General features: G+C 68.8%; 24 protein-coding genes. 11 read left to right on the top strand and 13 right to left on the bottom strand.

The features are described from left to right. Positions 1 to 147: 147 nt before the first annotated feature. Positions 148 to 1,179: a helix-turn-helix domain-containing protein gene (locus AB0L34_RS21905; protein ID WP_363706167.1), complete on the top strand. Its 1,032-nt coding sequence runs from the start codon at positions 148 to 150 to the stop codon at positions 1,177 to 1,179. A gap of 117 nt (positions 1,180 to 1,296) precedes the next feature. On the opposite strand, the gene AB0L34_RS21900 is transcribed toward AB0L34_RS21905, so the two are convergent. Together AB0L34_RS21900 and AB0L34_RS21895 are read right to left on the bottom strand one after the other, a co-directional pair. Next, entirely contained in the window at positions 1,297 to 1,956 is a 660-nt protein-coding gene (locus AB0L34_RS21900; protein ID WP_363706165.1) for a response regulator transcription factor, read from the bottom strand. Beyond that, positions 1,944 to 3,110: a histidine kinase gene (locus AB0L34_RS21895; protein WP_363706163.1), complete on the bottom strand. Its 1,167-nt coding sequence runs from the start codon at positions 3,108 to 3,110 to the stop codon at positions 1,944 to 1,946. The genes AB0L34_RS21900 and AB0L34_RS21895 overlap by 13 nt, the downstream gene beginning before the upstream one ends. A 274-nt stretch (positions 3,111 to 3,384) precedes the next feature. Between AB0L34_RS21895 and AB0L34_RS21890 the strand changes: the two genes are divergently transcribed. From AB0L34_RS21890 to AB0L34_RS21880, 3 genes are all read left to right on the top strand, one after another. Continuing rightward, positions 3,385 to 4,131 carry an ABC transporter ATP-binding protein gene (locus AB0L34_RS21890; protein WP_363706161.1) on the top strand — a complete coding sequence of 249 codons (747 nt, stop codon included), beginning with the start codon at positions 3,385 to 3,387 and terminating at the stop codon, positions 4,129 to 4,131. An 11-nt stretch (positions 4,132 to 4,142) separates the two neighbouring features. Further along, positions 4,143 to 6,710, top strand: coding sequence for an FtsX-like permease family protein (locus tag AB0L34_RS21885; RefSeq protein WP_363706160.1), 2,568 nt, complete (start codon positions 4,143 to 4,145; stop codon positions 6,708 to 6,710). Between the two features lie 86 nt (positions 6,711 to 6,796). Next, positions 6,797 to 7,993: a serine hydrolase domain-containing protein gene (locus tag AB0L34_RS21880; protein WP_363706158.1), complete on the top strand. Its 1,197-nt coding sequence runs from the start codon at positions 6,797 to 6,799 to the stop codon at positions 7,991 to 7,993. 518 nt (positions 7,994 to 8,511) lie between these two features. On the opposite strand, the gene AB0L34_RS21875 is transcribed toward AB0L34_RS21880, so the two are convergent. The 3 genes from AB0L34_RS21875 to AB0L34_RS21865 all read right to left on the bottom strand — a co-directional run bounded on the left by AB0L34_RS21875 (position 8,512) and on the right by AB0L34_RS21865 (position 10,116). Beyond that, positions 8,512 to 8,709, bottom strand: coding sequence for a hypothetical protein (locus tag AB0L34_RS21875; protein WP_363706156.1), 198 nt, complete (start codon positions 8,707 to 8,709; stop codon positions 8,512 to 8,514). Continuing rightward, positions 8,699 to 9,067, bottom strand: a complete 369-nt coding sequence (locus AB0L34_RS21870; RefSeq protein WP_363706154.1) for a YciI family protein — start codon at positions 9,065 to 9,067, stop codon at positions 8,699 to 8,701. Before AB0L34_RS21870 ends, AB0L34_RS21875 begins: the two co-directional genes overlap by 11 nt. A gap of 269 nt (positions 9,068 to 9,336) precedes the next feature. Beyond that, a complete protein-coding gene (locus AB0L34_RS21865; protein ID WP_363706152.1) occupies positions 9,337 to 10,116 on the bottom strand; it encodes a methyltransferase domain-containing protein in 780 nt (259 codons plus the stop codon). Between AB0L34_RS21865 and AB0L34_RS21860 the strand changes: the two genes are divergently transcribed. After that, complete coding sequence (locus AB0L34_RS21860; protein WP_363706150.1) at positions 10,115 to 10,501, top strand: MerR family transcriptional regulator; 387 nt, start codon at positions 10,115 to 10,117, stop codon at positions 10,499 to 10,501. The two genes, AB0L34_RS21865 and AB0L34_RS21860, sit on opposite strands and share 2 nt — an antisense overlap. Before the next feature lie 292 nt (positions 10,502 to 10,793). Beyond that, positions 10,794 to 10,976, top strand: a complete 183-nt coding sequence (locus AB0L34_RS21855) for a hypothetical protein (RefSeq protein ID WP_363706148.1) — start codon at positions 10,794 to 10,796, stop codon at positions 10,974 to 10,976. A gap of 175 nt (positions 10,977 to 11,151) precedes the next feature. Here the strand turns inward: AB0L34_RS21855 and AB0L34_RS21850 are convergent, their stop codons facing one another. Continuing rightward, on the bottom strand, positions 11,152 to 11,667 hold the full coding sequence (locus AB0L34_RS21850; RefSeq protein WP_363706146.1) for a M23 family metallopeptidase: 516 nt from the start codon (positions 11,665 to 11,667) through the stop codon (positions 11,152 to 11,154). A 229-nt stretch (positions 11,668 to 11,896) separates the two neighbouring features. Here AB0L34_RS21850 and AB0L34_RS21845 point away from each other — a divergent pair, with 229 nt between their 5' ends. Next, the gene (locus AB0L34_RS21845; RefSeq protein WP_363706145.1) at positions 11,897 to 12,187 is read left to right on the top strand and encodes a hypothetical protein; all 291 of its coding nucleotides are present in this window, start codon (positions 11,897 to 11,899) and stop codon (positions 12,185 to 12,187) included. 59 nt (positions 12,188 to 12,246) lie between these two features. On the opposite strand, the gene AB0L34_RS21840 is transcribed toward AB0L34_RS21845, so the two are convergent. From AB0L34_RS21840 to AB0L34_RS21820, 5 genes are all read right to left on the bottom strand, one after another. After that, positions 12,247 to 13,200 carry a hypothetical protein gene (locus AB0L34_RS21840; RefSeq protein ID WP_363706143.1) on the bottom strand — a complete coding sequence of 318 codons (954 nt, stop codon included), beginning with the start codon at positions 13,198 to 13,200 and terminating at the stop codon, positions 12,247 to 12,249. Between the two features lie 343 nt (positions 13,201 to 13,543). Next, entirely contained in the window at positions 13,544 to 14,134 is a 591-nt protein-coding gene (locus AB0L34_RS21835) for a DinB family protein (RefSeq protein ID WP_363706141.1), read from the bottom strand. Between the two features lie 448 nt (positions 14,135 to 14,582). After that, positions 14,583 to 15,458 (bottom strand): alpha/beta hydrolase, encoded by an 876-nt coding sequence (locus tag AB0L34_RS21830; protein WP_363706139.1) that lies wholly within the window; start codon positions 15,456 to 15,458, stop codon positions 14,583 to 14,585. Between the two features lie 230 nt (positions 15,459 to 15,688). Continuing rightward, on the bottom strand, positions 15,689 to 16,576 hold the full coding sequence (locus AB0L34_RS21825; protein WP_363706137.1) for a helix-turn-helix domain-containing protein: 888 nt from the start codon (positions 16,574 to 16,576) through the stop codon (positions 15,689 to 15,691). A 9-nt stretch (positions 16,577 to 16,585) separates the two neighbouring features. Then, entirely contained in the window at positions 16,586 to 17,410 is an 825-nt protein-coding gene (locus tag AB0L34_RS21820) for an alpha/beta hydrolase (RefSeq protein WP_363706135.1), read from the bottom strand. Between the two features lie 346 nt (positions 17,411 to 17,756). Between AB0L34_RS21820 and AB0L34_RS21815 the strand changes: the two genes are divergently transcribed. Beyond that, a complete protein-coding gene (locus tag AB0L34_RS21815) occupies positions 17,757 to 18,818 on the top strand; it encodes an FAD-dependent oxidoreductase (protein ID WP_363706133.1) in 1,062 nt (353 codons plus the stop codon). Between the two features lie 160 nt (positions 18,819 to 18,978). Here AB0L34_RS21815 and AB0L34_RS21810 read toward each other — a convergent pair whose 3' ends face one another. Continuing rightward, positions 18,979 to 19,473 carry a hypothetical protein gene (locus tag AB0L34_RS21810; protein ID WP_363706131.1) on the bottom strand — a complete coding sequence of 165 codons (495 nt, stop codon included), beginning with the start codon at positions 19,471 to 19,473 and terminating at the stop codon, positions 18,979 to 18,981. 100 nt (positions 19,474 to 19,573) lie between these two features. Beyond that, positions 19,574 to 19,744 (bottom strand): hypothetical protein, encoded by a 171-nt coding sequence (locus AB0L34_RS21805; protein ID WP_363706129.1) that lies wholly within the window; start codon positions 19,742 to 19,744, stop codon positions 19,574 to 19,576. A gap of 510 nt (positions 19,745 to 20,254) precedes the next feature. On the opposite strand from AB0L34_RS21805, the gene AB0L34_RS21800 reads away from it, so the two are divergent. From AB0L34_RS21800 to AB0L34_RS21790, 3 genes are all read left to right on the top strand, one after another. Further along, positions 20,255 to 20,989 (top strand): alpha/beta hydrolase, encoded by a 735-nt coding sequence (locus tag AB0L34_RS21800; protein ID WP_363706127.1) that lies wholly within the window; start codon positions 20,255 to 20,257, stop codon positions 20,987 to 20,989. A gap of 735 nt (positions 20,990 to 21,724) precedes the next feature. Further along, positions 21,725 to 22,330, top strand: coding sequence for a recombinase family protein (locus tag AB0L34_RS21795; protein WP_363706125.1), 606 nt, complete (start codon positions 21,725 to 21,727; stop codon positions 22,328 to 22,330). A gap of 136 nt (positions 22,331 to 22,466) precedes the next feature. After that, on the top strand, positions 22,467 to 22,862 hold the full coding sequence (locus AB0L34_RS21790) for a hypothetical protein (protein ID WP_363706123.1): 396 nt from the start codon (positions 22,467 to 22,469) through the stop codon (positions 22,860 to 22,862). Positions 22,863 to 24,209: the final 1,347 nt, after the last annotated feature.

Below are 24,209 nucleotides of genomic sequence, written 5' to 3'. Positions count from 1 at the left end.
GGCCTTCCACTCCTTCTCCCGCTGCGCCTTCTGCCCGAGCAGCTGCTTCTCCTTGTCCCGCAACTGCGCCGCCCGCTCGAAGTCCTGCCCCAGAAGGAACAGCCCAGGGACGCTCACACCTGGCTGGCCCAAGGCCTCGAAGACCTCTTGCGCGCCCCGGCCGGCGACCAGCGCGGCGAGGCCGCCGCCCGGCTGGGCGCCCGCGCCGCAGATGAGGACCTGCAACCGCACGACCTCGTCGACCGCGTATTTGCTGCTACCGGCGTCTGCTGGAACACCTCACCCCTCGAACCCGCCGACAGCCCGACCGCCGTGCACAGCCGCGTCGCGGCACTCCTGGACACCGCACGTTCGGTGCTGTTGGCCGCCCTCGACGGCTACCTCGACCAGTCCCGCGCCGAGCTGGTCCGCCACGACACCGAACGTGCCGCGTTCGTCAATGACCTGCTCACCGGCCGAGCCGAACCCGGCAGCCTGGCCGAACGCGCTCACCGCTACGGCATCCGCCTGTCGGCCACCCACACCGTTCTGGTCGCCCGTACGCCCCGCCTCACCGCCGACCTCATCCACCGCGTCGACGCGGCGCTCGCCGCCCGGTTCGGCGAGGGCAACACCCTTACCACCCTGCGCGAAGGCGACCTGGTGTGTATCAGCGCCGGGGGCCTACGGGGCATCGACGCCGAACTGGCACACCTGCTCCTCGCCGAACTAGGCGCCGAAGGCTGGCAGGTGGCCGTCGGCCGCCCCCACCCCGGCGTGCACGGCCTGGCCACCTCGCTGGACGAGGCCCGCAACGCCCTCGACCACGCCGCCAAACTCGGTTTCACCGCACCCGTCCTCAACGCCGCCGACCTGCTGGTCTTCCCCGTCCTGCTGCGCGACCGCGACGCGATAACCGACCTGGTCACCACCGTCCTCGGTCCCCTCACCACCGCCCGCGGTGGCGTACAGCCATACCTGGACACCCTGACCGTGCTCTTCGACAACCAGGGCAACCACACCGCCACCGCCCGTCAGATGCACCTCTCCGTACGAGCGGTCACCTATCGCCTCGACCGCATCCACCACCTGACCGGCTACCACCCCAACGAGCCCACCCAACGCTTCACACTCCACGCCGCCGTGCTCGGCGCCCGACTCCTCGGCTGGCCCGAGGGAGTGTTTCAGCAGGGACTGTAGGACGAGGTGGGCGGTACTCGGGCTGTCGGCCTCGCGTGCCGCCCACCGGGCGCTGACCGTCATGATCGGGCTGATGACCGCGCTGTTGTGGCGCAGTTGACCGAGCCACCGGTGTGCTCAGTCGCCGCCGATCTGGCCCGCGCCGTTGAGGTAGGTGAGAACGGCGAGGACGCGGCGGTGGCCGCTGTCGGTGACGGCGAGGCCCAGCTTGTTGAAGATGTTGCCGATGTGCTTGTGTACGGCGTTGTCGGTGATGACAAGCCGGTCAGCGATGGTGTTGTTGTCGTGTCCCTGGGCCATCAGCGCGAGTACCTCGCGTTCGCGGGGGGTGAGGACGGCGATCGGATCCCTGCGGTGGGCGAGGAGTTGGGTGATGACTTCGGTGTCCATGGCGGTGCCACCGTCGGCCACTCGGCGCAGCGCGTCGACAAACTCATCCACCCGGCTGACGCGATCCTTGAGGAGGTAGCCGACGCCGCCGCCGGTGGTGGCGAGTAGTTCGGCGGCGTACTGCTGCTCGACGTACTGCGACAGCACCAGGACCGGTAGGCCAGGATGCTCTCGACGGGCCTGCAGGGCGGCTCGGATACCCTCGTCGCGAAATGACGGCGGTAGCCGGACATCGACGATGGTGACGTCGGGTTGATGGTCCCGCACGGCGGTGAGGAAGCCCGCCGCGTCGCCCGCGATGGCGGCGATGTCGAACCCCACGCTGTTGAGTAGTAGTTCCAGTCCGGTGGCCAGCAGGACGTTGTCTTCGGCGATCACCACCCGCACGGCAGCTCCATGGTGATCGTCGTCGGCCCGCCGGCCGGGCTGTCGATGTCGATGGTGCCGTCGAGCGCGAGCACCCGGCGACGGATCCCGGCAAGGCCGGTGCCCAGCCGATCGTCGGCGCCGCCGGCGCCGTCATCGGTGATCGTCACCGATAACCGGTCTGCCGTTCGGCTCACCCGTACGCCGGCCGTGGTTGCTCGGCTGTGCTTGGCGACGTTGGTGAGTGCCTCGGCGACGGCGAAGTAGACGACGGCCTCCACGGCCGCCGGTACCTTCTCGAGGTTGCCGGTGTCCAGGTGGGTTGGCACGCCGCAGCGGGCCGTCACCGCGGTCAGTGCGCCGGTGAGGCCGCGGTCGGCGAGGATCGGCGGGTAGACGGTTCGGATCACCTCGCGGAGTTCGGTCATCGCCTCTTCGGTTCCTTCGTGTGCGTCCCGAAGAAGTTCTTCCAGGAACTGCTCATTTCGCGGATTGTTGGTTAACGCCTGCCGGGCCACGGCCAGCCGCATCGCGATGGCCACCAGCCGGGCCTGGGTGCCGTCGTGCAGGTCGCGTTCGATCCGGCGTAGCTCTGCGCCGTGTGCGTCGAGCACGTCTGCCCGGGTGCGGGTCAACACGGCGACCCGGTCGGCGAGCTGTTCGGCCGTGGAGTGCGACAGCACTACCAGGCAGATCCGGGCGTGTGCGCGAGCGATCGGCGGGAAGGCCAGGTACGCCAAGGCGGTGAGCAGGAGAATCTGCAGTGGACCGAGGGTGAGGGCTGTCGCCCAGCCGGTCACCGGAATGTCGATGAACAGCCGGGGCCGATCCTCCGGTGCGAACCCCCACCACAGCGGTGTGGCGACCGCGGCGGGCAGGAGGTTGCCCACGCACAGCAACGTGAGTAGGCCGAGTGCTACCCCGGTGATGGCGTTCACCGGCAGCCAGAGCAGGTCGCGGGGTGTGGCCGGATCGGCCCATGCGCGGCGTTCCGTCGTGTGCAGGGCAGGACGCGATGCCAACGGCGTCCCGAGCAGCCGGCCGGCGCGGTCACGGTGCCAATTCGCCCAACGCCGCGCGAGCCTCGGATGGCACAGCAGCGGCAGTGCGAGCAGAGTGGCGATCCCGGTGGCCAGTGATCCCAGGAGGTAGGACCCGCCACGCCACGCCTGCACCCACCGTCGCCCCGACGTCGCAGTATGCCCTTGCTGCGTACCCTCCCCGGGGGCAGCGTCCCTTTGCGTTCCCGACACGGCGTCGAGTCTGCCCGGTGGTCGCCGCCTGTGGCACTACAGCCAGCTGTACCTCGCATCCGGTAGTACGGGGTATCGGTATCCGACGACGCGGAAATCTAGCGTCGGATGCATGAGGTTGACCAGGAGAAACCCATCGAGACGACGCGTGGTGCCGGTCGAGGCCACCGCGACCGACTCGCTATACCCGGGTGCAATGCCGGCATTTGCAACGCAATCGTACGCAGTGCGATTGGATTCGGTGTCGACGGAGTACGGGTCGGGGAAGAACACGGTACGCGCTCTCGACGGGGTGACAGCCGGATTCCCGCGCGGTACGTTCACCGCCGTCATGGGCCCGTCCGGGTCCGGCAAGAGCACCTTTCTGAACTGCGCGGCCGGTCTGGACCGGCCGACATCGGGTCGGGTCGTGCTGGGTGACACGGAGCTGTCCAGCCTGTCGGAGACCGAGTTGACCGAGCTCCGGCGGGACCGGATCGGGTTCGTCTTCCAGGCGTACAACCTGCTCGGTGCGCTGACCGTGGCGGACAACGTCACGTTGCCTGTCCGGTTGGCCGAGAAACCGGTCGATCCCGAGCAACTGGCGAGTGTCCTCGCCGCGGTCGGGCTAGCCGAGCATCACGACCGGCGCCCGAGCCAGCTCTCCGGTGGCCAGCAGCAGCGGGTGGCGATCGCCCGAGCGCTCATCAACCGGCCCGACCTGGTGTGCGCCGACGAGCCGACCGGCGCGCTGGACAGCCGCAGCGGCCGCCAGGTCCTGGCACTGCTCAGAAAGATCGTCGACGACCTGGGGCAGACCGTGCTGATGGTCACGCACGATCCGGTCGCGGGCGCGCAGGCCGACACCGTGGTGTTCCTCGCCGACGGCCGGTTGGCCGGTGAGATGACCCGACCGTCCGCCGAGCAGATCGCCGAGCGGATGACTCACCTGGGGGAGCCGTGAGCCGCCGCGTGATGTCGAAGCGCACGCTGGCGCTGGCATGGAGCACGGTCAAGGGACGCAAGGGCGGGTTCGTCGCCGCATTCGTCGCGGTGCTGTTCGGCTCGGCGGTGATCACGGCCTGCGGGATCCTGCTGGAGAGCAGCGAACGCTCGGGCGTGCCCACCGAGCGCTACCAGGCTGCCGATCTGGTGGTGGGCGCCCCGCAGGCACTGCCGGTGGCCGACGACGTGGATCCCCGGTTCGGCGAGCGGGCCACCCTGCCGGCCGACCGGGTCGGCGACATCGCGCGAGTGCCTGGCGTCCGGGCGGCGATCGCCGACGTCAACGTCCCGGTGAGCCTCGTGACGGCGGACGCCGAGGTGCTCGCCGGGCCGGACGGCACCCCCGCGCTCGGGCACGGCTGGCAGTCGGCCGCGCTCGGTCCGTTCACCACGACCGCCGGCCAGGCCCCGACCCGGCCGGACGACGTGGTGCTGGACTCCGCGCTGGCCGAGCGGGCCGGCGTCACCGTCGGCGCGTCGGTTCGGCTTGCAGTCGGCTCGACCACGTCGACCTACCGGGTAACGGGCATCGCGGGTCTGCCAGGAGGCCGACTGGCCCGGCAGGCCGCGTTGTTCTTCACCGATGACCGGGCCCGGGAACTGACCGGTCAACCGGACCGGGTGGACGCGATCGGCGTGCTGGCCGCACCCGGCGCCAGTGCCGACGAGCTGGCCAGCGCCATCAGGGCGGCAGCCGCCGATGTGGTCGTCTACACCGGCAGCGACCGGAGCGAGGCCGAGTTCCTCGACCTCGGCAGCACGCGTTCGTTCATCAGCGAGCTGTCCCTGGCGTTCGGTAGCACCATGGTCCTGGTGATCATGATCGTCGTGGGGAGCACCCTCGCCCTGTCCGTTCGGCAGCGGCTGCGGGAACTGGCGCTGCTGAGGGCGATCGGCGCGACCCCGAAGCAGGTGCTCGGCATGATCGCCGCCGAGACCATGGTGGTGGGCACGGTCGGGGCAGTGCTCGGCGTGATTCCTGGCATCGGGCTGAGCTTCCTCCTCCGTGAAGCCTTCACCCTGGTCGGTGCGCTACCAGACGACTTCGAACTGTCGATCGGCCCGCTGCCGGTACTCGCGGCGATGGTGCTGTGCCTGATCAGCGCCCGTCTGGGCGGCTGGATAGCCGCCCGGCGCGCGGCCAAGCTCAGGCCGGTGGACGCGCTCGGCGAGGCCGCGGTGGAGCCACCCGAACTCGGATGGCTCCGGTTGACCGTCGGCTTGCTGCTGGTCCCCGCCGGTCTCGCCATGGCGGTCGTGCTGCCGTGGTGGCTACCCGGTGAAGGGGCCGCTGAAAGCGCGGCCTTCTCGGCGTTCCTGCTCGTCTTCGCCGTCGCGCTGCTGGGGCCGCGGTTGCTCGGCGGTGCCGTCACCGTGCTGGGCCCCTGGTTGAACCGCAGGTCGGGCGTCGGCGGGTTCCTCGCGACCGCGAACGCGCACGCCAACTCACGACGGCTCGCCGCGGCGACCACTCCTCTGATCATGGGTATCACCCTGGCCGTCGGGCAGCTCTTCAGCGGGACGACCGCGAGTTCGGCCGCGCGGGATCAGGCCGCAGACGGACTGCGCGCGGACTACGTCGTCACGTCCACGTCCGCCGGCGTGTCGCCCGAGGTCGCGGACCTGCTCCGGGACGTGCCCGGCGTCTCGGCGGTGACCCCGGTCGTCCGTACGCGGACGCTGGCGACCTTCGGATCGAGGGACAGCCCTCAGATCAGGACCTACTCGGCACAGGGGGTCACCGGTGACCAGCTCGCCGAGACCATGGATCTCGCCGTTCTCGAGGGCGATGTCGCGGATGTGCAGGGCAACACGGTGGCGTTGAGCCGGATCGTGGCGGGCACCCTCGGCGCCGCTCTCGGCGACACCGTCGACCTCCATCTCGATGACGGCACGCCGATCAAACCCACGGTGGTAGCGCTCTACGAGAGAGGACTCGGCCTCGGTGACGTCACGCTGCCGCACGACCTCGTCCTCGAACACACCACCGACCGCCTGGACTTCGTGGTGCTGGTCACGGCGGCGACGGGAACCGGCGTCGGGGCACTCGGCGATGCGTTGCGATCCGCCGTCCAACACCTCCCGACCGTCCAGGTCAACAACCGCGAGTCGTTCGTCGCCGCGCAGAGCGCTGCGGCCGCCGGCGAGTCGACGGTTGGCCTCATCCTCAACGCGGTCCTGCTCGGCTACCTCGCGATCGCCGTGGCGAACACCCTGGTGATGGCGACCGCCGCACGCTTCCGCGAATTCGCCCTGCTCCAACTGGTCGGCGCCACCCGTCGCCAGGTGTTCGCGATGATGCGCAGCGAGACGAGGATCATCGTCGTCGCAGCCGTGCTCATCGGTACCCTGGCCGCGATCCCGTCCTTGATCGGCACGAGCATCGGACTGACCAGGACGCTGATTCCGTCCATCCCACCGCTCATCTACCTGGGAATCGTCGTGGTCGCCGGGCTGCTCGGCTGGGCCGCCATCATGAACTCGGCTCGGATCGCCATGCGGTCGCAGCCGGTCGACGCGATTGGCGTTCGCGAGTGACGCCAGCGGCACTACAGCCAGCTGTACCACATATCCGGTGGTACGAGGTATCGGTCCGCGTCGACGCGGCTCCTAACGTCATCGACATGAGATTGAACAGCGGAAAACTATCGAGGCGGCGGGTCGCGCTGGGTGCGGCCGCGGGACTTGTCGCCCTCACGTTCACGTTCACGGTCACCGGGCTCTACCCGGCCGAAGGATCGGTGACCGGTTCCGGCCACGCCGGCGCCCGGTTGCAACGGGACACCGACGCGATCCACGCCCTCGGGGTGACCGGCGTTCAAGCCCGCGTGACCACCTCCGACGGCCGGCACCTCGTCGCCACCAGCGGCGTCGCCGACCGCGCCACCGGGCGCCCGGTGCCACCCAACGGACGCTTCCGGATCGCGAGTACCCGCAAGGCGATCGAAGCCACCGTCGTCCTGCAACTGGTCGAGGAAAACCGACTGTCTCTCGACGACACCGTCGAGCGGTGGCTACCCGGCGTGGTCCGCGGCAACGACAACGACGGCCGCCGGATCACCGTGCGTCACCTCCTGCAGAACACCAGCGGCATTCACGACGACCTGCCCGGCTACACAACGCCCGAGGAGTACCTCCAGCAGCGATACGACGTGTACACCCGCGAGCAACTCGTGGCGCGGGCGATGAAGCACCCGCCGGACTTCGAACCCGAAGAGGGTTGGGCCTACTCCAACACCGGCTTCGTCCTGGTCGGCATGATCATCGAGCGGGTCACCGGCCGTTCTCTGCAACAGGAGGTCACCGACCGGATCGTCGGTCCGCTCGGGCTGCGCCACACCACCTGGCCCGGGACCTCGCCGTTCCTACCCCAGCCGCACGCTCAGGCATACCAGCTGTTCGAGACCGGTGAGCTGGTGGACGTCACCGAGCAGGTTCTGGTGGACCCGGACTCCATGGTCTCCAGCACCCGGGACCTCGACCGGTTCTTCCGTGCGCTGCTGGGCGGCCGGCTGCTGCGCCCCGCACAACTGGCCGACATGAAGCGAACGGTCGAGGTCAGCGAGGACATCAACGCGATCTGGCCGGGCGGTCTCTACGGGCTCGGCCTGGTGAGCCGCCCGCTGCCCTGCGGCGGCGTCTACTGGGGCCACGACGGCGGCGACGGCGGCTACATCACGGTCACCGGCGTCACCGACGACGGCCGGCGCAGCGCCGTGGTGTCCATGTCCGCCTCGCTCGGCGATTCGCTGGACAGCCTCCTCCGGCAGCAACGCGGTGCCGACACGCTGATCCAAAACGCTCTGTGCGGCCGGGTGTGACCGAATCGCACAGCGTGCCGTGAACGGGAACCCTGACCGGCGACGGCGACGCCGGTCAGGGCCGGTCCAGCGGCGGAACCCGACAGAACGCGAGTTGCCCAACGCGCCAGAAACCTGGTGCCCCAAGCCGTGCTGGTCACGCTCGACCTTGCTGTTGGCTGACCTGCCGGCAAAGGAAGTCGTCGGGCAGCGTGACTCCCAGGACCGCTCGGCCGCGGGAACCACGTGCGGTGTCAGCGACGGCAGCATGCCGTGCGTGACGGTCGCATGCCAGAAACTCGCTGCTACCTGGTCGAACGATGCTACGCCGCGAATGGTGGTCGCCGGCCCAGAGAGGCGTACTGCGGAGAGCAGCCGGCACAGATGGAACGCGGACGTCCTCATCGTCGCCGATCGTGCGCGCTGGGGCCGGCGCACCGGTCACGCTGCATCGGCCACTCTCGGTGCGGTTTCCTTTGCGGGCATCCCGATGAGCGGGCATGCGCGCCGCGCTGGGCAGCTGCCGCTCCACTGGTTGCTCAGTGGCTGCGGGGATCCGACCAGGCGCAGGGACCGGGCTTCACCCACGCCCCGATCCCCGGGGCCATCGCCACGGCGTCCTGGTTCAGGTCGATGCGCAGACCCGCGTCGTCAACCGCGGCCACGCCCGTCTTGCGCTGACGTGGCGGGTCTTCCTCGATCAGAGACGTCGTCGGAGCGTCATCATCACCTGTCATCCCGGCGGAGCATCGCGTCTGTTTCTGGATCGGGCATGAGCTCCCGGACCTCTTGCGCGCAGCGGCAAGCGCCAGCAATCTTGGCCGCCCACGCCAGCGCCTCCTCGCGGTCCGCCACGTCGACGACCACGAACCCGCCGATGACCTCCTTGGTCTCCGGGTAAGGGCCATCGGTGACCATCCCGTCTGTAGCCACGACGCTCGCCCTCTGGCGTTCGAGTCCAGCGCCGAACACAAACACGCCGGCGTTCACGGCCTCCTCAACCACCGCGTGCGAGGCCTTACCCACGTCGGGCCAATCCTCGTCGGGGATGTGGTCCATCGCGCCGTCATCGAACGAAATCAAGTACCGCGTCATCCCACGACTCCCTTGTCCCGGCGACCTCGTCCGGCCGCCTCTCGGCTGTGTCCTACGAACGACTCGCCCCGGATCCGGCGCTGTGCCAGAAGAATCTCACGGGATCTCCGCCGGTCGGCGCGCCCACGGGCGTCATGTCGCCCCTGTTCGCGGAAATCATTGCCGCCGCCACCGTCACGGTGATCGGGCGAGCGGTCACTCAGTCATAGCCGACGAGCGTGCGTCGGCGTCGAGGTCGGCCCGGGTGCACCATCGTGACGTGGTGCGTGTCAGGCCGTGCCCGCGGCGACGAACAGCGGCACCGTCAGCCTGAGGTGACCGTCGAGAGCGCGGCGTCGCTGTTCGTCGATCCACGTGTGGGATTCGGCTTGGGTGACCGCACCGGACTTGAGCGCGGCGTGGGCGAATCCGCGCAGCATATCGACTGCGAGGGCGTCGGTGAAGACCAGGCTGTGCGTTTCCGACTCGACCTCGCCGAAGCCGCCATCGCGCAGCATCTCGTGGTATGTCCGGGCGATCGTCGGATGCGCGATCGTATCGGCCCGAGCTTGCACGATCCGTCTGGTCAAGGTCGCGTCGTCGCCCTCGACGGCCACGGTGTCCCAGTCCTGCCCGGCAAGCACGATCCGGCCACCGGGTGCGAGCACCCTGACGGCCTCAGTGATTGCGGCGACCGGGTTGGACAACTGGTGGAATACCTTGTCAGCCCGGTAGCCCGTAACGTCCATGTCTCGGAACGGCAGCCGGTAGGCGGAAGCCATGCGGAAATCGGCGTGGGGGTACCGGCGCCGTGCAACGCCGATCATGGCCTCGGCCGTGTCGACGCCAATCGCCCGGACGCCGTACCCGAGCAGCTCCGCCACCGCCCTGCCGGTGCCGGTCCCGACGTCCACGACCGTGGTGCCGGGCCGCAGGCGTAACAGGTCGTACGAACGCCGCCGAAGCGCCACCAGGGCGGAAAGGTCGTCGGCCGAGTCGAGTCTCGCCACCATCGCCTGTAGGTCAGATTGTTTTGACACGCCCGCCAGCTTGCGACCTAATGTCGACATGAAGTCAACCGTCGGAGTGAGCATCGGCGACGCGGCGGCCCGGTTCGGGCTTGCGACGCACGTTCTTCGGCACTGGGAGTCGATGGGATTACTCGCGCCGAGCCGTTCCGGCGGCGACCGGCGCCGCTACGACGACGCCGACCTGTTCCGTATCGCCACTATCCTGCGGGCCAAGGAGGCCGGCCTTAGCCTCGCCGACATCCGCGCCGTCCTCGCCACCGACAGCCCCGTCCGCCGTCGGGAACTCCTGCGCCGGCACCGCCACGAACTAGCGCGGCGCATCGAGCGCGCCCAGGCGGCAATGGCCCTGCTCGACTGTGCCTCCGGCTGCTCCCACCAGGACCTGGCGACATGCCCACACTTTCGGGAGCACATCACTTCATAGCGCACGGCCGCAGAAAGGAAGCCGACACGGCACGGGAGCATGCCTTTCCCGCGACCAACCGGCTATGCCGATGAGCGGTCGTGTTGCCGAGCCGCCTTCTGATGGTCGAGGATGATGTCGTGAACGCCAGTGCGGCGCACGCAGGCTCCTTCTAACCGCGAGGTGCTCGAGCACGAGATCGCCTGGTCCATCAAAGTCGCGCAAGGCCTCGCTCACCATCGGCTTTAACCCGCAGAAGCTCGCTCGGTGCTACGGCGCGACTGACATCGTCGAGGAGCGTGGCGAGGAGGGCATGGCGAAGACGAAGGAACTCACGGGCGGGCTCGGCCTCGGTCATCGGCGCGGTGGGCACGCAGGAGGCGACGGTACAGGCGATCAACGCCACCCGGCCAGGCGGCACCGGGGGTTCGTCGGTGTCAACTACGACGTGTCGATCTCCGGCATCGACCTGTTCTTCTCAGGCATCCACTTCTGACGAAACTGCTGACGGAAGGCCCGCGGCCCGAGGCGGGCCTTCCGTTTCCCGCGGCCACCCGTTCGGCGGCCGGTCACGTGCCGGGCCCGACGACTCCCCGCCGGGTGGCGGCGACGGCCGGATCCAACCGGAGGGCCGTCGCCCGTGCCCGAAACCGGGGCAGTCGATCGGTGGATCAGCAGCCGGCGGTACGCGTGTAGTTCCGCGTGCCGAAGTAGAGAGCCAGGTTGCCGCTGAAGCGCACCATGATGTCTTTGCCGTTCAGGCGCTGTTCGTAGTGCAGGTGCGATCCGGAGGAGCCGCCGCTGTTGCCCACGTACCCGATGGTAGTGCTGTAGCCGACGGACTGGCCGACGGAGACGTTGAACCCGCTGAGGTGGGCGTAGTAGGTGGTGTATCCGTTGCCGTGGTTGATCCGCACGTACCGGCCGTAGCTGGTGTCACCGAGGTTGGCGACCACGTCCACTGTGCCCGGGGCGCTGGCCTTGACCGGATCGCCGTGGTCGTTGGTCCGGTTGAAGTCGATCGCGTACTGCGGGCTGTGCGTGGTGCGGGTCTGGCCGGACCATGTCTGGTTGCACGGGAACGGCGTCCGGAACGACGGTGCGGCGGCTGCGGGCGACGCCGGAACCAGGAACGCGGCGGTCGCCAGCACGGCGACGCTGAGGGAACTCGTCAGGCGGGAGCGCATCCGAACCTCCACAGTCATAATCTTCGATTCCTTCGCCGGATGATGTCAGAAAGTTCCGATGACCAAAAGACCGTCGCCGACCCACGGCGGATGCTCACCGATATTCCATGCAGGCGTACGTCATGGGGGATCACCCCCGAGGATTTCCGGGCCCCGGTGGAGGCGGACTTGTTCGGTCCGCTGAACGTCACCCGGGCCCCGCCAAGCTCGCGGCGGCGCGGGGTCCAGCTTGCCGGCTCCGCTGAGCCGCCGGTGCGCTGGGTATCCGGCGCTGACGTGGTCGCTGCCCTGGAGCAGAAGGCGAAACCCTGCTCGATCAGGCGTCCTTGTCGCTCACGCACGACAACGCCTGAACGGCTACCTGCACATCGATCCGGAGGACATCGCCGGCGTCGCCACGCAACTGCGGCGGTGCGACCTCACCCGACGGCGCACCGTGGCGGTGGCCGACGGGGTGGGGCTGGTGTTCTGCCGGGGCGACGTGCTCTGGTGGCCCACCGGCGGGCGGGCGTACGGATGACCGCCTGGCAGACCCTGGACCTGCGCACCCTGACCTGAGCCGGCGGTGCCCCCGGCCGGTCAGACGTTCACGTGGAAGTGCACCGCGAAGTAGCCGGTGTTCGCCGTGGAGTTGGATGCCTCCACGCCGACCCACCCGTGGAACGTCCCGTTGTCGCCGATCACCTGGAGCTGCGGCTTGCGGTGCGAACCACCGGTGTAGCAGGTGCTAGACGTCAGGCAGGTGCACCAATGCTCGTAGAAGTTCCGCCGGCCCGCTCCCGCGAGGTAGTAGCGGATCGGGGCGGAGGTCGCGCCGTTCGGGCAGGACGAACAGGTGGCGGTCGGGGGGCTGAGCCAGCTCAGGCAGTTCCCGTTGCATCGGGCGAACGACCGGAGGTCCATCCCGCTGGGGCCGGCGGCACCGGTGCTTCCGCTGTAGCCGGCGTACCGGCCGGTGTACTGGGCCAGCGGGATGTTACCTACCGGCGTGTACGCGTCGTTCGAGGCGGAACTGCCGAAGCCCCAGCCGACGGTGACCCCGTAGTTCGAGCTGACGAAGTCGAGCCGGGCCAGGTCGCTGGCGGGCTGACTGACCGCCCAGGTTTCCTGGACGCCCCCGCTCCAGGTGATGGTGATGCTGTCACCGGCGTTGGTGTACGTGCCGCTCAGGGACTTCACGACGCCACCGGGCTGGAACCCGGCGGCCGTCCGCACCTCGCAGTCGTGGCCGGTGCAGCCGGTCGTCCGGACGCCCGTGCCGGCGGCCCCGACGACGGTGGACCGGTTCCAGTACCAGAAGCTCTCGGTCACCGTGCCGTTGCCGAAGAAGTAGTAGGTCGCCAGCCGGACCCAGACCGGAGCGGTGGCGGGCGCGCCGGCGGCGGGGATGGCCCCGAGCGCGACGCTGTAGATGCGCCGCCCGCCGGGGTAGTCCACCGCCTGCGCGGGCGCCGGCAGGACGACCGCTCCCATGGTCAGCGCCAGCAGCGCGGCGGCGAGATACCGCCAGGTGATCCTCCGTCGGCGACCCATACGTCATTCCCCCTTATGACCGACCGGCCGACGTATCGTATCTGATCGATACCGATCGGATGGTCCGCGGCGCGGGACGCCCAAAAAGCCGCGCCGGGTCAGGGGCCGAACGGGTCGGGCGGACGTTCCAGAAGTTCGTGCAGGCTCTGCTGGATGGTCTCCGGGCCTGGTCGGCGGCCGCATCCTGGCCGTGGCTCGGTGCATGTCTGAACCGGATGCCGTACGTCCGGCCGTGGCGGATGGGTCGGTGGTCCGCTCCTTGTCGCGCTGGCCGGCCGTGGCGTCCTCGCCCGCCGAAGAGCGGATGCTGAAACTCACCGACTGCACCGACGGGACCGGGCGGCTATCCGAAGCGGTCAGCCAGCTTCGTCAGCCTGGTGACGTACGCCGGCCAGTCATAGTCGTGAGGGAGGTTGGTGTTCTCCCGCCGCAGGCCGATCGCCGTGTCGTGCTGCTCGCGCATTATGTCGGCGTGACCGGCGTGACGAGCGAGGTCGCAGGTCACGTGGACGATGATTATTTGCAGCGTCACGTCCTGTCCACCTGGCCGCCACCACGACACCCGCCCTGGCGCGTCGAGCGGTAGCTGTTCGATCGTCTGATCCGCGAACACCCCGACACGGCGATACAGGTCGATCAGCCCATCCTTCGTCTCCTCCTCCCGCGCGTACCAGTCTGCCTGCGGGTCCTCCTCGAACGCCTGCATGGGGACCAGTTCCTCAGGCGTCGGGAATTCGCGCCCGAAGGTAGGCCCGAAGTAGCCGGCTTCGACATTGAGGCAATGCTTGACGACTCCCAGCAGATTGTTGCCGGTCGCGGTGCGGGGCAGTCTGGCCTCGCGTTCGCTCAGCCCGTCGAGCTTCCAGATCAGGTCTTCGCGAGCCGCCTGCAGGTAGTGGTGTAGCGCAGCCTTCGCATCGCCCAAGTCAGCCATGCCCGCCAGTGTTCCGTATGCGCCGGGCATCGTGCGAGGTGCCGCCTGCAAGATCAACGCTCGGCTGGAACGGTCGGCATCCTCGTCCGTAGCCGCCGAGCGGGCGCCACGTACGGTCGCCAGGCGGGCTGCGCCACCCGCTCGTGCCGATGACAGCGCGTTCGATCCTGGCATGGGAGCCACTGCTGGCTGGCGTACGCAATCGATCTCTCCGACCTGGGTCTGGTGTCAGGGCCGAGGCTTCCTTCGGTGACCTCCCGCAGCGAGTGGCTGGCGGTCCGGCGGCCCGCGCAGGAACGGGCCGTGACTCAGATGGGGATCGACGAACCGATCAGCGGAACGCCGCTCTCGTCACGCGCGCCGACCGACAGGGAGAGCGTGTCCTGGGCCCTGCCCCTGCCAAAGCAGGATCTGATTCGAGGCCGCCCGCGTAGAACGGCGAATCAGCTCAAGCGTGGTCGAGCACGAACGCCCGCATGAGCTCGGCGCACTCGGCCGCGTGCGTCTCCAACAAGAAGTGCCCGCCGTCGTAGATGTGCGCGTCCATGCGATCGAGGGCGCGGTGGTAGGCGAGGACCTCGTCAACGTCGAAGTACGGGTCGCGCCGTCCCCACAGCACGAGCGCCGGCGGCTGGTGAGCCCGGTGGTACTCGGCGATCTCACCGAAACGCGCGACGTGGCTGGCGTAGTCACTGAACAGCGCGAACTGCGCGTCGAGGTTGCCGGGTCGGCTCATGCGCTCCCAGTCGAGGTGCCACGACTCGGGAGGGTGCAGCGTGCGCAGGTACTCGGGCAGCCCGGCGAGGTACTGGTCACGGGTGCCAGCGAAGTTCAACCAGTCCGGCAGCTCGGCGCGCCTGGCGTCGGTCGGGTCGGCCCAGTACGCCTTGGCGCTGTCCCACTGCTCGCCGAGGCCGTCCTCGTGCGCGTTGCCACTCTGGACAACAAGGCCGCGGATGCGATTCGGGGCGCGAGTGGCCAGGTGGTATCCCACCGGTGCGCCGAAGTCGTGCAGGTAGACGAAGAAGCGCTCGACCCCAAGCTGGTCGAGTAGGTTCTCGATCACCCGTGAGAGGTTCTCGAAGGTGTAGTCGTACTTGTCGACGGTTGGCGACGAGGACATGCCGAAGCCGGGAAGATCAGGCGCGATCACGTACGCGACGTCGGCCAGCGTGGGCATGGCCTCCCGGAACGTGTGCGACGAGCTCGGGAACCCGTGCAGCAGCAGTACGGTCGACCGGCCGGGACGCCCGGCCTCGCGAAAAAACACCTCCAGACCGTTGACGTCAGCCTGTCGATGGCGGACCTTCTGGCTCGCCTGCATCGCGTCCTCCTCCTTCTACGTCCACGCCGCCGTGACCGGCTGGGCCAGCCAGTACGCCGGTCGACCAGATCACCCACCAGCCCATCGTGCCGGAACCCGAACCCGTACCGCCCGACTCGCTTCGACACCCCGTGTCCGGATCTGCCGCCGTCCGCATGCTGACTGATCAAGAGCGGCGTGTTTCTCAAACTGCGCGTCGTGGGGAAGCCAGATCGTGGTAGGCGGGCTGTTCAACGATGTTCGGGGATGTGTTCGCCACACGTCACCGGGCTCCGGGTTGGCGATGAAGCCGGCCACGCAACGTCGTCAATCGCGAGCCACGGCGCGGCGGCCACGGCCGTGGGCGTAAGCCCGGCAAAGGCCCTGACCTCACGGTGAAGGTGCGACTGGTCGACGTAGCCGCTCTCGATGGCAACGCTGGCGGGGGAGTGGCCCGCCGCGAGAAGGTGGGCGGCGTGGTCGAACCGCACCAGTTGGGCGGCGCGCTTGGGTGTGATGCCGAGTTGGGACCGGAAGCGGGACCACAGGCGCTTGCGGCTCCAGCCGACCTCGTCGGCCAGGCCATCGACCCGGACTCGTCCCCGGCTGGTGAGCGTCCGCCGCCAGGTGTAGGCGACTTCCGGATCGATCGGTGGGCGGGCGCCCAGCCGTCGGCCGAGGATTTCCACCGCGATCGTGAACCGTTCGTCCCACGAGGTGGCGGCGCGCAGCCTGCGCTCGGCTCGCACGGCGTCGTGGCCCCAGACATCGTCGAGGGACACGACTGTCCCGCTGAATTCGGTCGATGCGCCGAGCACCGCTGCCGCCACGGCCGGCTCCAGCCGGATTTGGAGGCACTCGCCGACCCCCTGGCCAGTTGCCCGAAGATCGCCGGGGAGAAGCCCGATGACGACGCTACCGCGCTCGTGCCGGCCAGGGGTGTCGTAGACGAGGCCTTCTCCCTCGCTCAGATCGATGAGCAGGGTTACGGATGGGTGTGCCACCATGGCGATGTCCACGAGTGGCGCTGGGGCACGTTGGCGGAACCCGGCCATGCTGATCCCCGGCAGCCGACCTGACAGGCGCGGCACTGCAACCTTCACCGACGCCCAGTCGGGTTGTGTCCCGGTCGACAGCACGTGACCAGCCTATGCCTGAGGGATCACGGGCGGGGTTGGTGTTGCCGTGAAGCCCAGCAGCAGTTCGCTGGCCGCCTCGGGCGCTTCGAACATGGGGATGTGCCCGACGCCGGGCAGCAGCTCGACCCGCGCGGTCGGCACCGCGTCGTACTGGTGCGCCGACGACGGGTCCCAGCGGGGATCGGCGGCGCCGAAGATCACCAGCACAGGGACCTCGAGGGCGGCGAGACGCTCGGGCACGCTCCGCTCGGCGATGTACTCGGTGTTGCGACGCAGCACCGTCCTGAACACGCGGTAGGTGATGCCCTTGAGATCGGCGATCGCGTCGTCCGGGATGTCCACTGGCCGTGCGGTCGTAGCCCTGATCCCCTTGCCAATCATTGCGTCCGAACGCCTCGACCAGACGACCGGGCCGAAAATCGGGCCCAACAGGACCCGAAGGATGGCGGGCTGTGGGAGGAGCGCCTCGGGACTCGGTCCGGTGCTGATCAGGGTGAGTGACCGCACCAGGTTGGGGCGCTGTTCGGCAAGCGCGGTGGCGACGTAGCCGCCGCTGGAGTGCCCGACCACGGCGATGTCCCGAAGGCCGAGGTCGTCGAGCAGCGCCGCCACCCGGCCCGCCTGTGCGGGTACGTCGTATGACAGCGCGGGCGGGGACTGGCCACAGCCGGGGAGGTCGACCCGGATGACGTGATGGTGGGCGGCGAGTGTCGGGACCATCGGGCTCCAGGAAGCGCCCGAGGCTCCCGATCCGTGGACGAGCAGCAACGGCGGCGCCTGCAGCGGGCCGTCGTGGACCACGTGCATCCCCTGCGAGTGCTCAACGTCGTTCATGCGGGGGATGATGCATGGGCTGTCGGCTATCAGTCTTGGACAAATGTCGTCGTGGAAGGGGCCGGGGCCGACCTCGAGCTGCACGCGGCTGGTGCGAAGCGCTACGGCCCATCTGGCCACCCACCCAAGCCACCGCCGTCCTCATCTACCGCAGATCGCGCGTCGTGAGGCGCAGCCGGCCGGCGGGTCGCGACGGGCGGACGTGCCGATGACAGGACATCGCGGATAGGCGGCCGACTTCGGATCGTGTGCGACCATCGTGTCCTGCATGAGACGTCATGCCGATGAGAATGTCGCGGTTCCAGAGCCGGTGCATGGGTCGACGGAAGAGGAGGACGGAGGCCACGTGGTGCGGGTCGTGGTCGTGGGAGCCGGGATCGTTGGTGCCGCGGTGGCGTACGAGGCCGCACGGGCCGGAGCCGAGGTTGTCCTGCTGGACAAGTCCCTGCCCGCGTCGGGAGTGACTGCGGACTCCTTTGCTTGGATCGGCGGCCCACGAGGGGGAGATGTGCCGGATCCCGGCACGGCCCTGCGGCGTCGGGTCCTGCAGGACTACCGGCGTCTGGAGGAAGAGGTACCAGGTCTGCGGGTGCGCTGGCGAGGCGCCCTGATGTGGGGCGAGGAACAACTTGACGACGGCTGTCTCGCGCCCGGCGAGCACGTCGTTGACGCGACGGCGGCCGGTTTGTTGGAGCCTCGCCTGAGGGCCCGGCCGATGCGCGCTCTGCACGTCGAGAGTCACGGCGCCATCGACCCGGTCGCCGTGACGCAGGCACTGGTGCGTGCAGCGCAGGAGCACGGTGCGCAACTGATGGCCAACTCCGCCGTCACCGCACTGGATCTGCGTGACCGTCAGGTCAGGGGAGTGCGGACGTCCAACGGCTTCCTGCCCGCCGACACCGTCGTCGTGACCGCCGGTGTCGACGCGCCCATGCTGTGCGGGCCGCTCGGATTCGATCTGCCCGTCGCGCCGTCCCCGGCTCTGCTCATGCGCTTCACCGCACCGCCCGGGCTGGTCCGCACACTGGTCGCCACCCCGCATCTGGAGGTGCGTGAGGCGGCTGACGGTCATCTGCTGGTTGCCGCCGGATACGACGGGGAGATCGACCAGGACGACCTCCGGCGCGCGGGCGAGATGATGTTGCGCCGGCTCACCGCCACCTTCGACGTCCAAGACGTCAACCTGGTCAGCGTGCGGCTCGGAACGCGGCCCATGCCCGCGGATGGGCTGCCGATCATCGGACCCGTCCCAGGCGTGGGAGGGGTCTACATCGCCGTGATGCATTCCGGCGTCACCCTGGCCCCCACCGCCGGGCGGCTCATCGCCTCCGAGATCGTGGACGGCGTGGAGGCCGAGCAACTCGCGGGTCTGCGACCGGCCCGGTTCCGCTCATGCGCCGAGTGGTGACCGCAGCGGCGGGCCGAAGCATGATGGATTGGCACGGCAGCCAACCCGCCGGAATGTGGTTATGGACGCCTACCTCATCCTTTCCCTGGCCATGGTGGCATCGTGAGTTGCCGTTGAGTGACCAGCGTGCTGCCGAAGCGGTTCAGGTACGGGCCTGACGTCACGCCGCCGCCGTCGAGTACCCAACCGCGGCGAGGTCCTCGTGCAGCCTGGCAACGGTCATCTCTCGGTTCAATGCCTGCACAATGACGTCGGTGAGGGGGGCGGTGCGTGACGACGTGCTCGACCTCCGTCGGGTCCAGTTCGGTCTCGTGGTAGTCCTCGGCGAACGTGACGTACCGGTCGACGATGTCGGAGGGAAGGTGATGCCTTCGCCAGCGTGCCAGCGGTCGTCAGCGGAGAGCCGCCACAGTACAGCGGTGGCGAGGAGCTGTCCCTCCTCGTCGCCGAAAGATGGTTCCGTGATCTGCGGACGGAACACTGCCGGGATGCCGTCGAGCAGTCCGGGCCACAGCTCGCGGTCCGGACTGCGGTAGTGCGTCATCGTCGACTCGTGGTCGAACACATGGATGAACGCGCCCTCGGCGGTGAACACGACCGTCCACTCGTCGCCGCTGCCGTTGTTCATCAGGCCAGGCCGTCCGCCGTCCGCCACCGAGACATGCTTTCCAACGGCGGCACCCCCGCCGTCGGCGGCACCGCGGCTCCCGGGATCGGCTCGTACGACACCGTCTGGCCCTCCGCGCTGACCGACCTCACCTCGCGGTTCTTCGACCCGAGAGCCGACGCACCGCCGGGTGAACCTGCGCGGCCGCGGTGACCCACTCCCGGATCGACCCGTACTGCGGCTCCCGGGCGTCGACCCCGGCCTCGTACACCACCGTGAACAGGCCCGTCTCCTGGCCGTCGCCGTTGTCGTCTGCCAACGAGGTTGAGGCATGATCATGCCCTTGAGCTGCGGTGCCTCAAGATGACTGGCAGGTTTGGTGAGGGTTGCTGCCAGTCTTTCTGAGGCAAGTCGCGGTGTCGGGATCGTGTCGCCCGGGTTGGTGTCGGCGTATTGGTTGTGGTGCAGAGCCGCGTTGCGAGTGATCTTGCAGAGCAGGCACTGGCCGAACCATCGAGGTTCCGCCTCCGCCGGTCAGGGCGGGGCGGGGCTCAGGAAGGGACCACCAGGGCCACGTCGTTGGACGTGATCGGTGAGCTCACATCGCACCTGACCGCATGCTGCCTGTCCGTGGCATCCGGCCATGGAGCCTCCGCAAAAAACACGTTTGGCGGAATACGGCGCCGCTGCTAGTTTCGCGAGGCCGTGCGAGAGACCGAGGAGGTGGTACCCGTGAACGTTTCGACATGGGTGCTCCCCTCTGGGGTCACGGTCGGGCGATAGGTCGTCCGGGAGCGCCGTTTCACGAGCACTCCCGAAAGGCACGACCATGCGATTCACTACTGAGCAGCGCCTCGATTACGGCGTCCTCGAACGCGAATTCACCCTCGGCGAGATCCCCGGCATCCTGTGGACGCCCGCATCCGCATCCGCACCGGTCCCGCTGATCCTGCTCGGCCACCCCCCGCTCGGACTACGCAAGATGTACCCCCGTCTGGTGGCTCGAGCCCGGCACGCCGCGGCGTATGGCTTCGCCGCGGCCACCATCGAGCTCCCCGGCAGCGGTGACCGGCCCCGTTGGGCCGCCGCCGAGCAGGCCCGCGCCGACCTGCGCCGGGCGCTGGAGGCCGGCGAGCCGATCAGCGCCGAGATCATCGACGCCCTCATCCTCCCGCTCGTCGACAAGGCGGTCCCGGAATCGCAGGCCGCCCTGGACGCCCTCCTGTCGCTGCCCGAGATCGGCGGCCCGATCGGGTACTCGGGGGGAGTGATCTCCGTCGGCATCCGGCTTGCGGTGGTCGAGCCCCGCATCGTGGCCGCCGGCTTCTTCGCCGGGAGTTTCGTGCCGCGCGCCATGTTCGAGGAGGCCCGACAGGTCACCATTCCGCTGCATGTCCTGCTGCAGTGGGATGACGAAGGCAACGACCGGCAGGCGGCCCTGGACCTGTTCGACGCCTTCGGCTCCAAGGAGAAAACGCTGCACGCCAACATGGGCGGACACACCGGTGTCCCGCAGTTCGCAGGGCAGGACGCGGCCGGGTTCTTCGCCCGGCACCTGCGCTAGCCGCGGGCCGGGGCCCCGCCGCCAGGCCAGCAGCAGGCGGTAGGCCGCGCCGGCCAGCACGCCGCTCACCGAGGGCAGGCCCCGGCCCTCCTCGATGGCGGTGGCCAGCAGATGCACAACCGCCCCGATCGCGGCGGTACCGGCCATCGGCGGTACCGGCCGGTCGGGGCGGAGTTCTGCTCTTGGCGACCGGCTTGACCTCTGCAAGATCAGCCGTACCTACTTCTGTACTCCTCGCGAGATGCCTCAGACACGCTGGCAGTGCCTCACATCAACTGGCAGTCGACAGCCGTCGACCTCCGCCGTCACCGATACCCGCCGTGGCCCGTACTGCAACGAACAGCCACCCTGCTGTGGCGGAACACCCTGCTGGGTGATCTGCAACGGGGGGTTTCTGATCTTGTTTGAGAAACGATCGTTTGCCGAACAAGATCGAAAAGTGGCGGTGTGCCGGTCAGTCCCGTCCGACAAACCCTGTCCAGCAACTCGGCGTGGCCAACAATCCGACCACGGGTCTCTCGGGCACCCCGACCGGCATGCCCACCCCCACGCCCGCTCAGGGTGACCTTCTCGCGCCGGCCCCGCTGTCCGGGGTGCTCGTCGGCTACGGCCGGCTCTCCACTCGGGAACAGAACCTCGCCCGCCAGGAGGCGGCACTGACTTGCGGCCGGTTGTGCCAAATGCTTCTTCGACAAGGCCTCGGGCAAGAACGCCGACCGGCCGGAGCTGGAGCGGATGTTCGACCACGTCCGACCCGGTGACGCGCTGACCGTGGTGTCCCTCGATCGGCTCGGCCGTTCCCTGGAGGACCTGATCGCGATCGTGGGCCAACTCAAGCGCCAGGGCGGGGGTTCCTGTCGCTGCACGGGAAGCTGGACACCACCACTCCCGGGGGCATGTTGTCTTTCACGTCTTCGCCGCGCTGGCCAAGTTCGTCCGCACCATCATCGTGGCCAACACCAACGAAGGCTTGGCCGCCGCCCGCGCCCGCGGACAACGGCTGGGCCGGCCGCCGGCGATGACCCCAGAGAAGATGACGGCACCAGAGAGGCGATGCCTGGGGCTGTATCGTCGTTGCATGGACCCGGTGCCTCAGCAGCAGGACGAGTGGGTGCCGGACCTGCGCACCCTGAGGTGGGCAGCCGACCAGGTCGAGGTCGATCCCGCGCAGCTCCTGTGGCGATTGCACACGACGTCCCACTACGGGTCGATGTCCCGGCCGGTGTGTCGCAGGAACTCTGGCGGGCGGCGGCTGACGCGGCGTACGAGGCCACTTGGCGACCGCTGATGCGGGCTGCGAAACATCTTCGTGTTGATCGCGGCCAAGCGACCGAGAGTTGACGCGAGCGGGCTTGCATGTGGCGCTCGGGATGGCGGCGATGGATGACGTGCGTGGCGTCCCGAAAACGATGCGGGTGCCACGTTGAGACACCAGGCGGGGAAGCTCCGCGAAACAGGCCGACCTACGCTGTCGGTCATGATCGAAAGACCAACCCGGCGTTGGCAACGCGAGGTAGCAACCCAGGAAGCGGCGGTGGCCGCAGGAACCATGGCGTCGGGAGACACCTACGCCGCCCAGCTGTGGCCGGCGGAGTTCATTGCAGCGGTGGACGCCGTCCTGGACGCGTACGAGCGTGAGGTCTCCACCGTAAACCCGGCGGCAGACGAGGCGGTCTGGGCAGCGGTCGAGCGGGTCGTGCTGGAGCTCAACTCCGCCGATGAGGAGCACGGCGCGATCGAGACCGGCGAGCGAGAGGAACTCGCCGAGTACATCGATGCGGTGTTGACCGCCGCAGGCGTGGACGTTGCTGACCTCACCTCGCGCCGCGGACTAGATCGGGGCGAACTGACGGACTCTTGGCGCGACTGGTAAGCCCGGTGCCGACGGTGGAGAAGGTCCGCGAGCACCGGTAGCGCAACTCGTTCGGCAACGTCATTCGCGGTTCGTCAACGAACGTTCGGCAACGCGTCAGCCGAGGGACGCTGGCGCGACCGGCGAGGAGCAGAGCGGAACGACCGGCCGCGCCGGCCTGTCAGGCGGCCGCTGACCTGCGCTGTGAGCCGCCGCGCAGGCCCTGCGCTGGCTGCGCCGTGGTGAAGGGCGGGTAAGCCCTCACGGAAGGGGTGACGGCAGTCGTCAGTCCGGTGCTCGCCGCCGCGCGGCTGGCGCTGACAGGGGTGTTGGTGAGAATCGCCCTGTACCGCCCTGTCGGCCGCGATGAACATGGCCGTGGTCCACCCCATGTCAGTTCTTCGCAAGCTAGCTGACCGAGCGCCACCTCTCCGTGGACAACTTGTTCGTCGTTCGCGCTCGTTTATGAGCCGGACCAGGACGCGAAGGCCCGTATCCAGGCGGCCGGCACGAGGCATCAGACCAGCGAGCAGTACCACGATCACGCGCGTTTTGCGGCTGGTGACACGTCTCTTACCAGCACCCCACGACGGCGGGCCAGCACGGCTTCGCAGCCACCCCGCAAGGACTCTCGCCCATCGCCTGATTCACATCTATCATGGAGGCAGAGGGGAGTATTCCTTCTCTGGCGCGTCGTCAGCACGGTGCGGAGTCCTTGTGGAAGGCCCCACTCGGCGCGTCAGGCCCATCATCTTTGGGCGGAAGAGACCTCGGCTAACGACCCGTGCGGTCAGCCGAGGACCTCTTCCACGCCCTTACAGGGACTCCTCCTCGGCTACCGCCCTACAACGAGGGGCCTACGCCGTGGACCTTCCCATGGAACTCATCTTCACCGCGATCGCGCTCGTGCTTCCCGCACTCGCCCGTGCCGTCGCGGTGGTCATCGCCGCGTTGACCGCCACGTTTGCCCGGCGAGAAGAGCGTCGGCGGGCGGCCCGCCGCGCCCTGACAGTCCTCATGCCTCAGGACACACCTTCCCGGCGTCGACGTAGCCGGTAAGGGCAGAGCGTTGATTGGCTCTGAGTCGGTTCTGGTCGCCGGGGGCGGTACCGGAGAGGGCTCCGATTAGTGGTCCAGGCCCGGGGGGAAGGCCCTCGGCCACCGAAGATCAACTAATTGGCCCCGGTGTCGCGGTTCTTGCCAACACCCCTGACAGACCGCCGCGCCGACTGACAGAACCAGCCGTGACCTGCGGTGTGAGCCGCTGTGAGTGCGGATAGCTAGCCGCCGGCTATCCGTCGAGACCAGAGGGCAGGCCGCCGCCGGGCTGCGCCATTTCGGGCCGGTTGTCCGCCGCCGAGATGGCGC

It is taken from the genome of Micromonospora sp. NPDC052213 (assembly GCF_040679695.1).
GTDB lineage: Bacteria > Actinomycetota > Actinomycetes > Mycobacteriales > Micromonosporaceae > Micromonospora.
This window is presented reverse-complemented; position numbering and strand designations above follow the sequence as displayed.

Bases quoted from the DNA above. Each gene is read 5' to 3' on its own strand.
- AB0L34_RS21880 (WP_363706158.1), top strand. From the start codon at position 6,797: ATGAGATTGAACAGCGGAAAACTATCGAGGCGGCGGGTCGCGCTGGGT.
- AB0L34_RS21885 (WP_363706160.1), top strand. From the start codon at position 4,143: ATGTCGAAGCGCACGCTGGCGCTGGCATGGAGCACGGTCAAGGGACGC.
- AB0L34_RS21820 (WP_363706135.1), bottom strand. From the start codon at position 17,410: ATGAACGACGTTGAGCACTCGCAGGGGATGCACGTGGTCCACGACGGC.
- AB0L34_RS21875 (WP_363706156.1), bottom strand. From the start codon at position 8,709: ATGACAGGTGATGATGACGCTCCGACGACGTCTCTGATCGAGGAAGAC.
- AB0L34_RS21830 (WP_363706139.1), bottom strand. From the start codon at position 15,458: ATGCAGGCGAGCCAGAAGGTCCGCCATCGACAGGCTGACGTCAACGGT.
- AB0L34_RS21860 (WP_363706150.1), top strand. From the start codon at position 10,115: ATGAAGTCAACCGTCGGAGTGAGCATCGGCGACGCGGCGGCCCGGTTC.
- AB0L34_RS21790 (WP_363706123.1), top strand. From the start codon at position 22,467: ATGATCGAAAGACCAACCCGGCGTTGGCAACGCGAGGTAGCAACCCAG.
- AB0L34_RS21870 (WP_363706154.1), bottom strand. From the start codon at position 9,067: ATGACGCGGTACTTGATTTCGTTCGATGACGGCGCGATGGACCACATC.
- AB0L34_RS21800 (WP_363706127.1), top strand. From the start codon at position 20,255: ATGCGATTCACTACTGAGCAGCGCCTCGATTACGGCGTCCTCGAACGC.
- AB0L34_RS21850 (WP_363706146.1), bottom strand. From the start codon at position 11,667: ATGCGCTCCCGCCTGACGAGTTCCCTCAGCGTCGCCGTGCTGGCGACC.
- AB0L34_RS21890 (WP_363706161.1), top strand. From the start codon at position 3,385: ATGCCGGCATTTGCAACGCAATCGTACGCAGTGCGATTGGATTCGGTG.
- AB0L34_RS21795 (WP_363706125.1), top strand. From the start codon at position 21,725: ATGTTCGACCACGTCCGACCCGGTGACGCGCTGACCGTGGTGTCCCTC.
- AB0L34_RS21835 (WP_363706141.1), bottom strand. From the start codon at position 14,134: ATGGCTGACTTGGGCGATGCGAAGGCTGCGCTACACCACTACCTGCAG.
- AB0L34_RS21855 (WP_363706148.1), top strand. From the start codon at position 10,794: ATGGCGAAGACGAAGGAACTCACGGGCGGGCTCGGCCTCGGTCATCGG.
- AB0L34_RS21865 (WP_363706152.1), bottom strand. From the start codon at position 10,116: ATGTCGACATTAGGTCGCAAGCTGGCGGGCGTGTCAAAACAATCTGAC.
- AB0L34_RS21840 (WP_363706143.1), bottom strand. From the start codon at position 13,200: ATGGGTCGCCGACGGAGGATCACCTGGCGGTATCTCGCCGCCGCGCTG.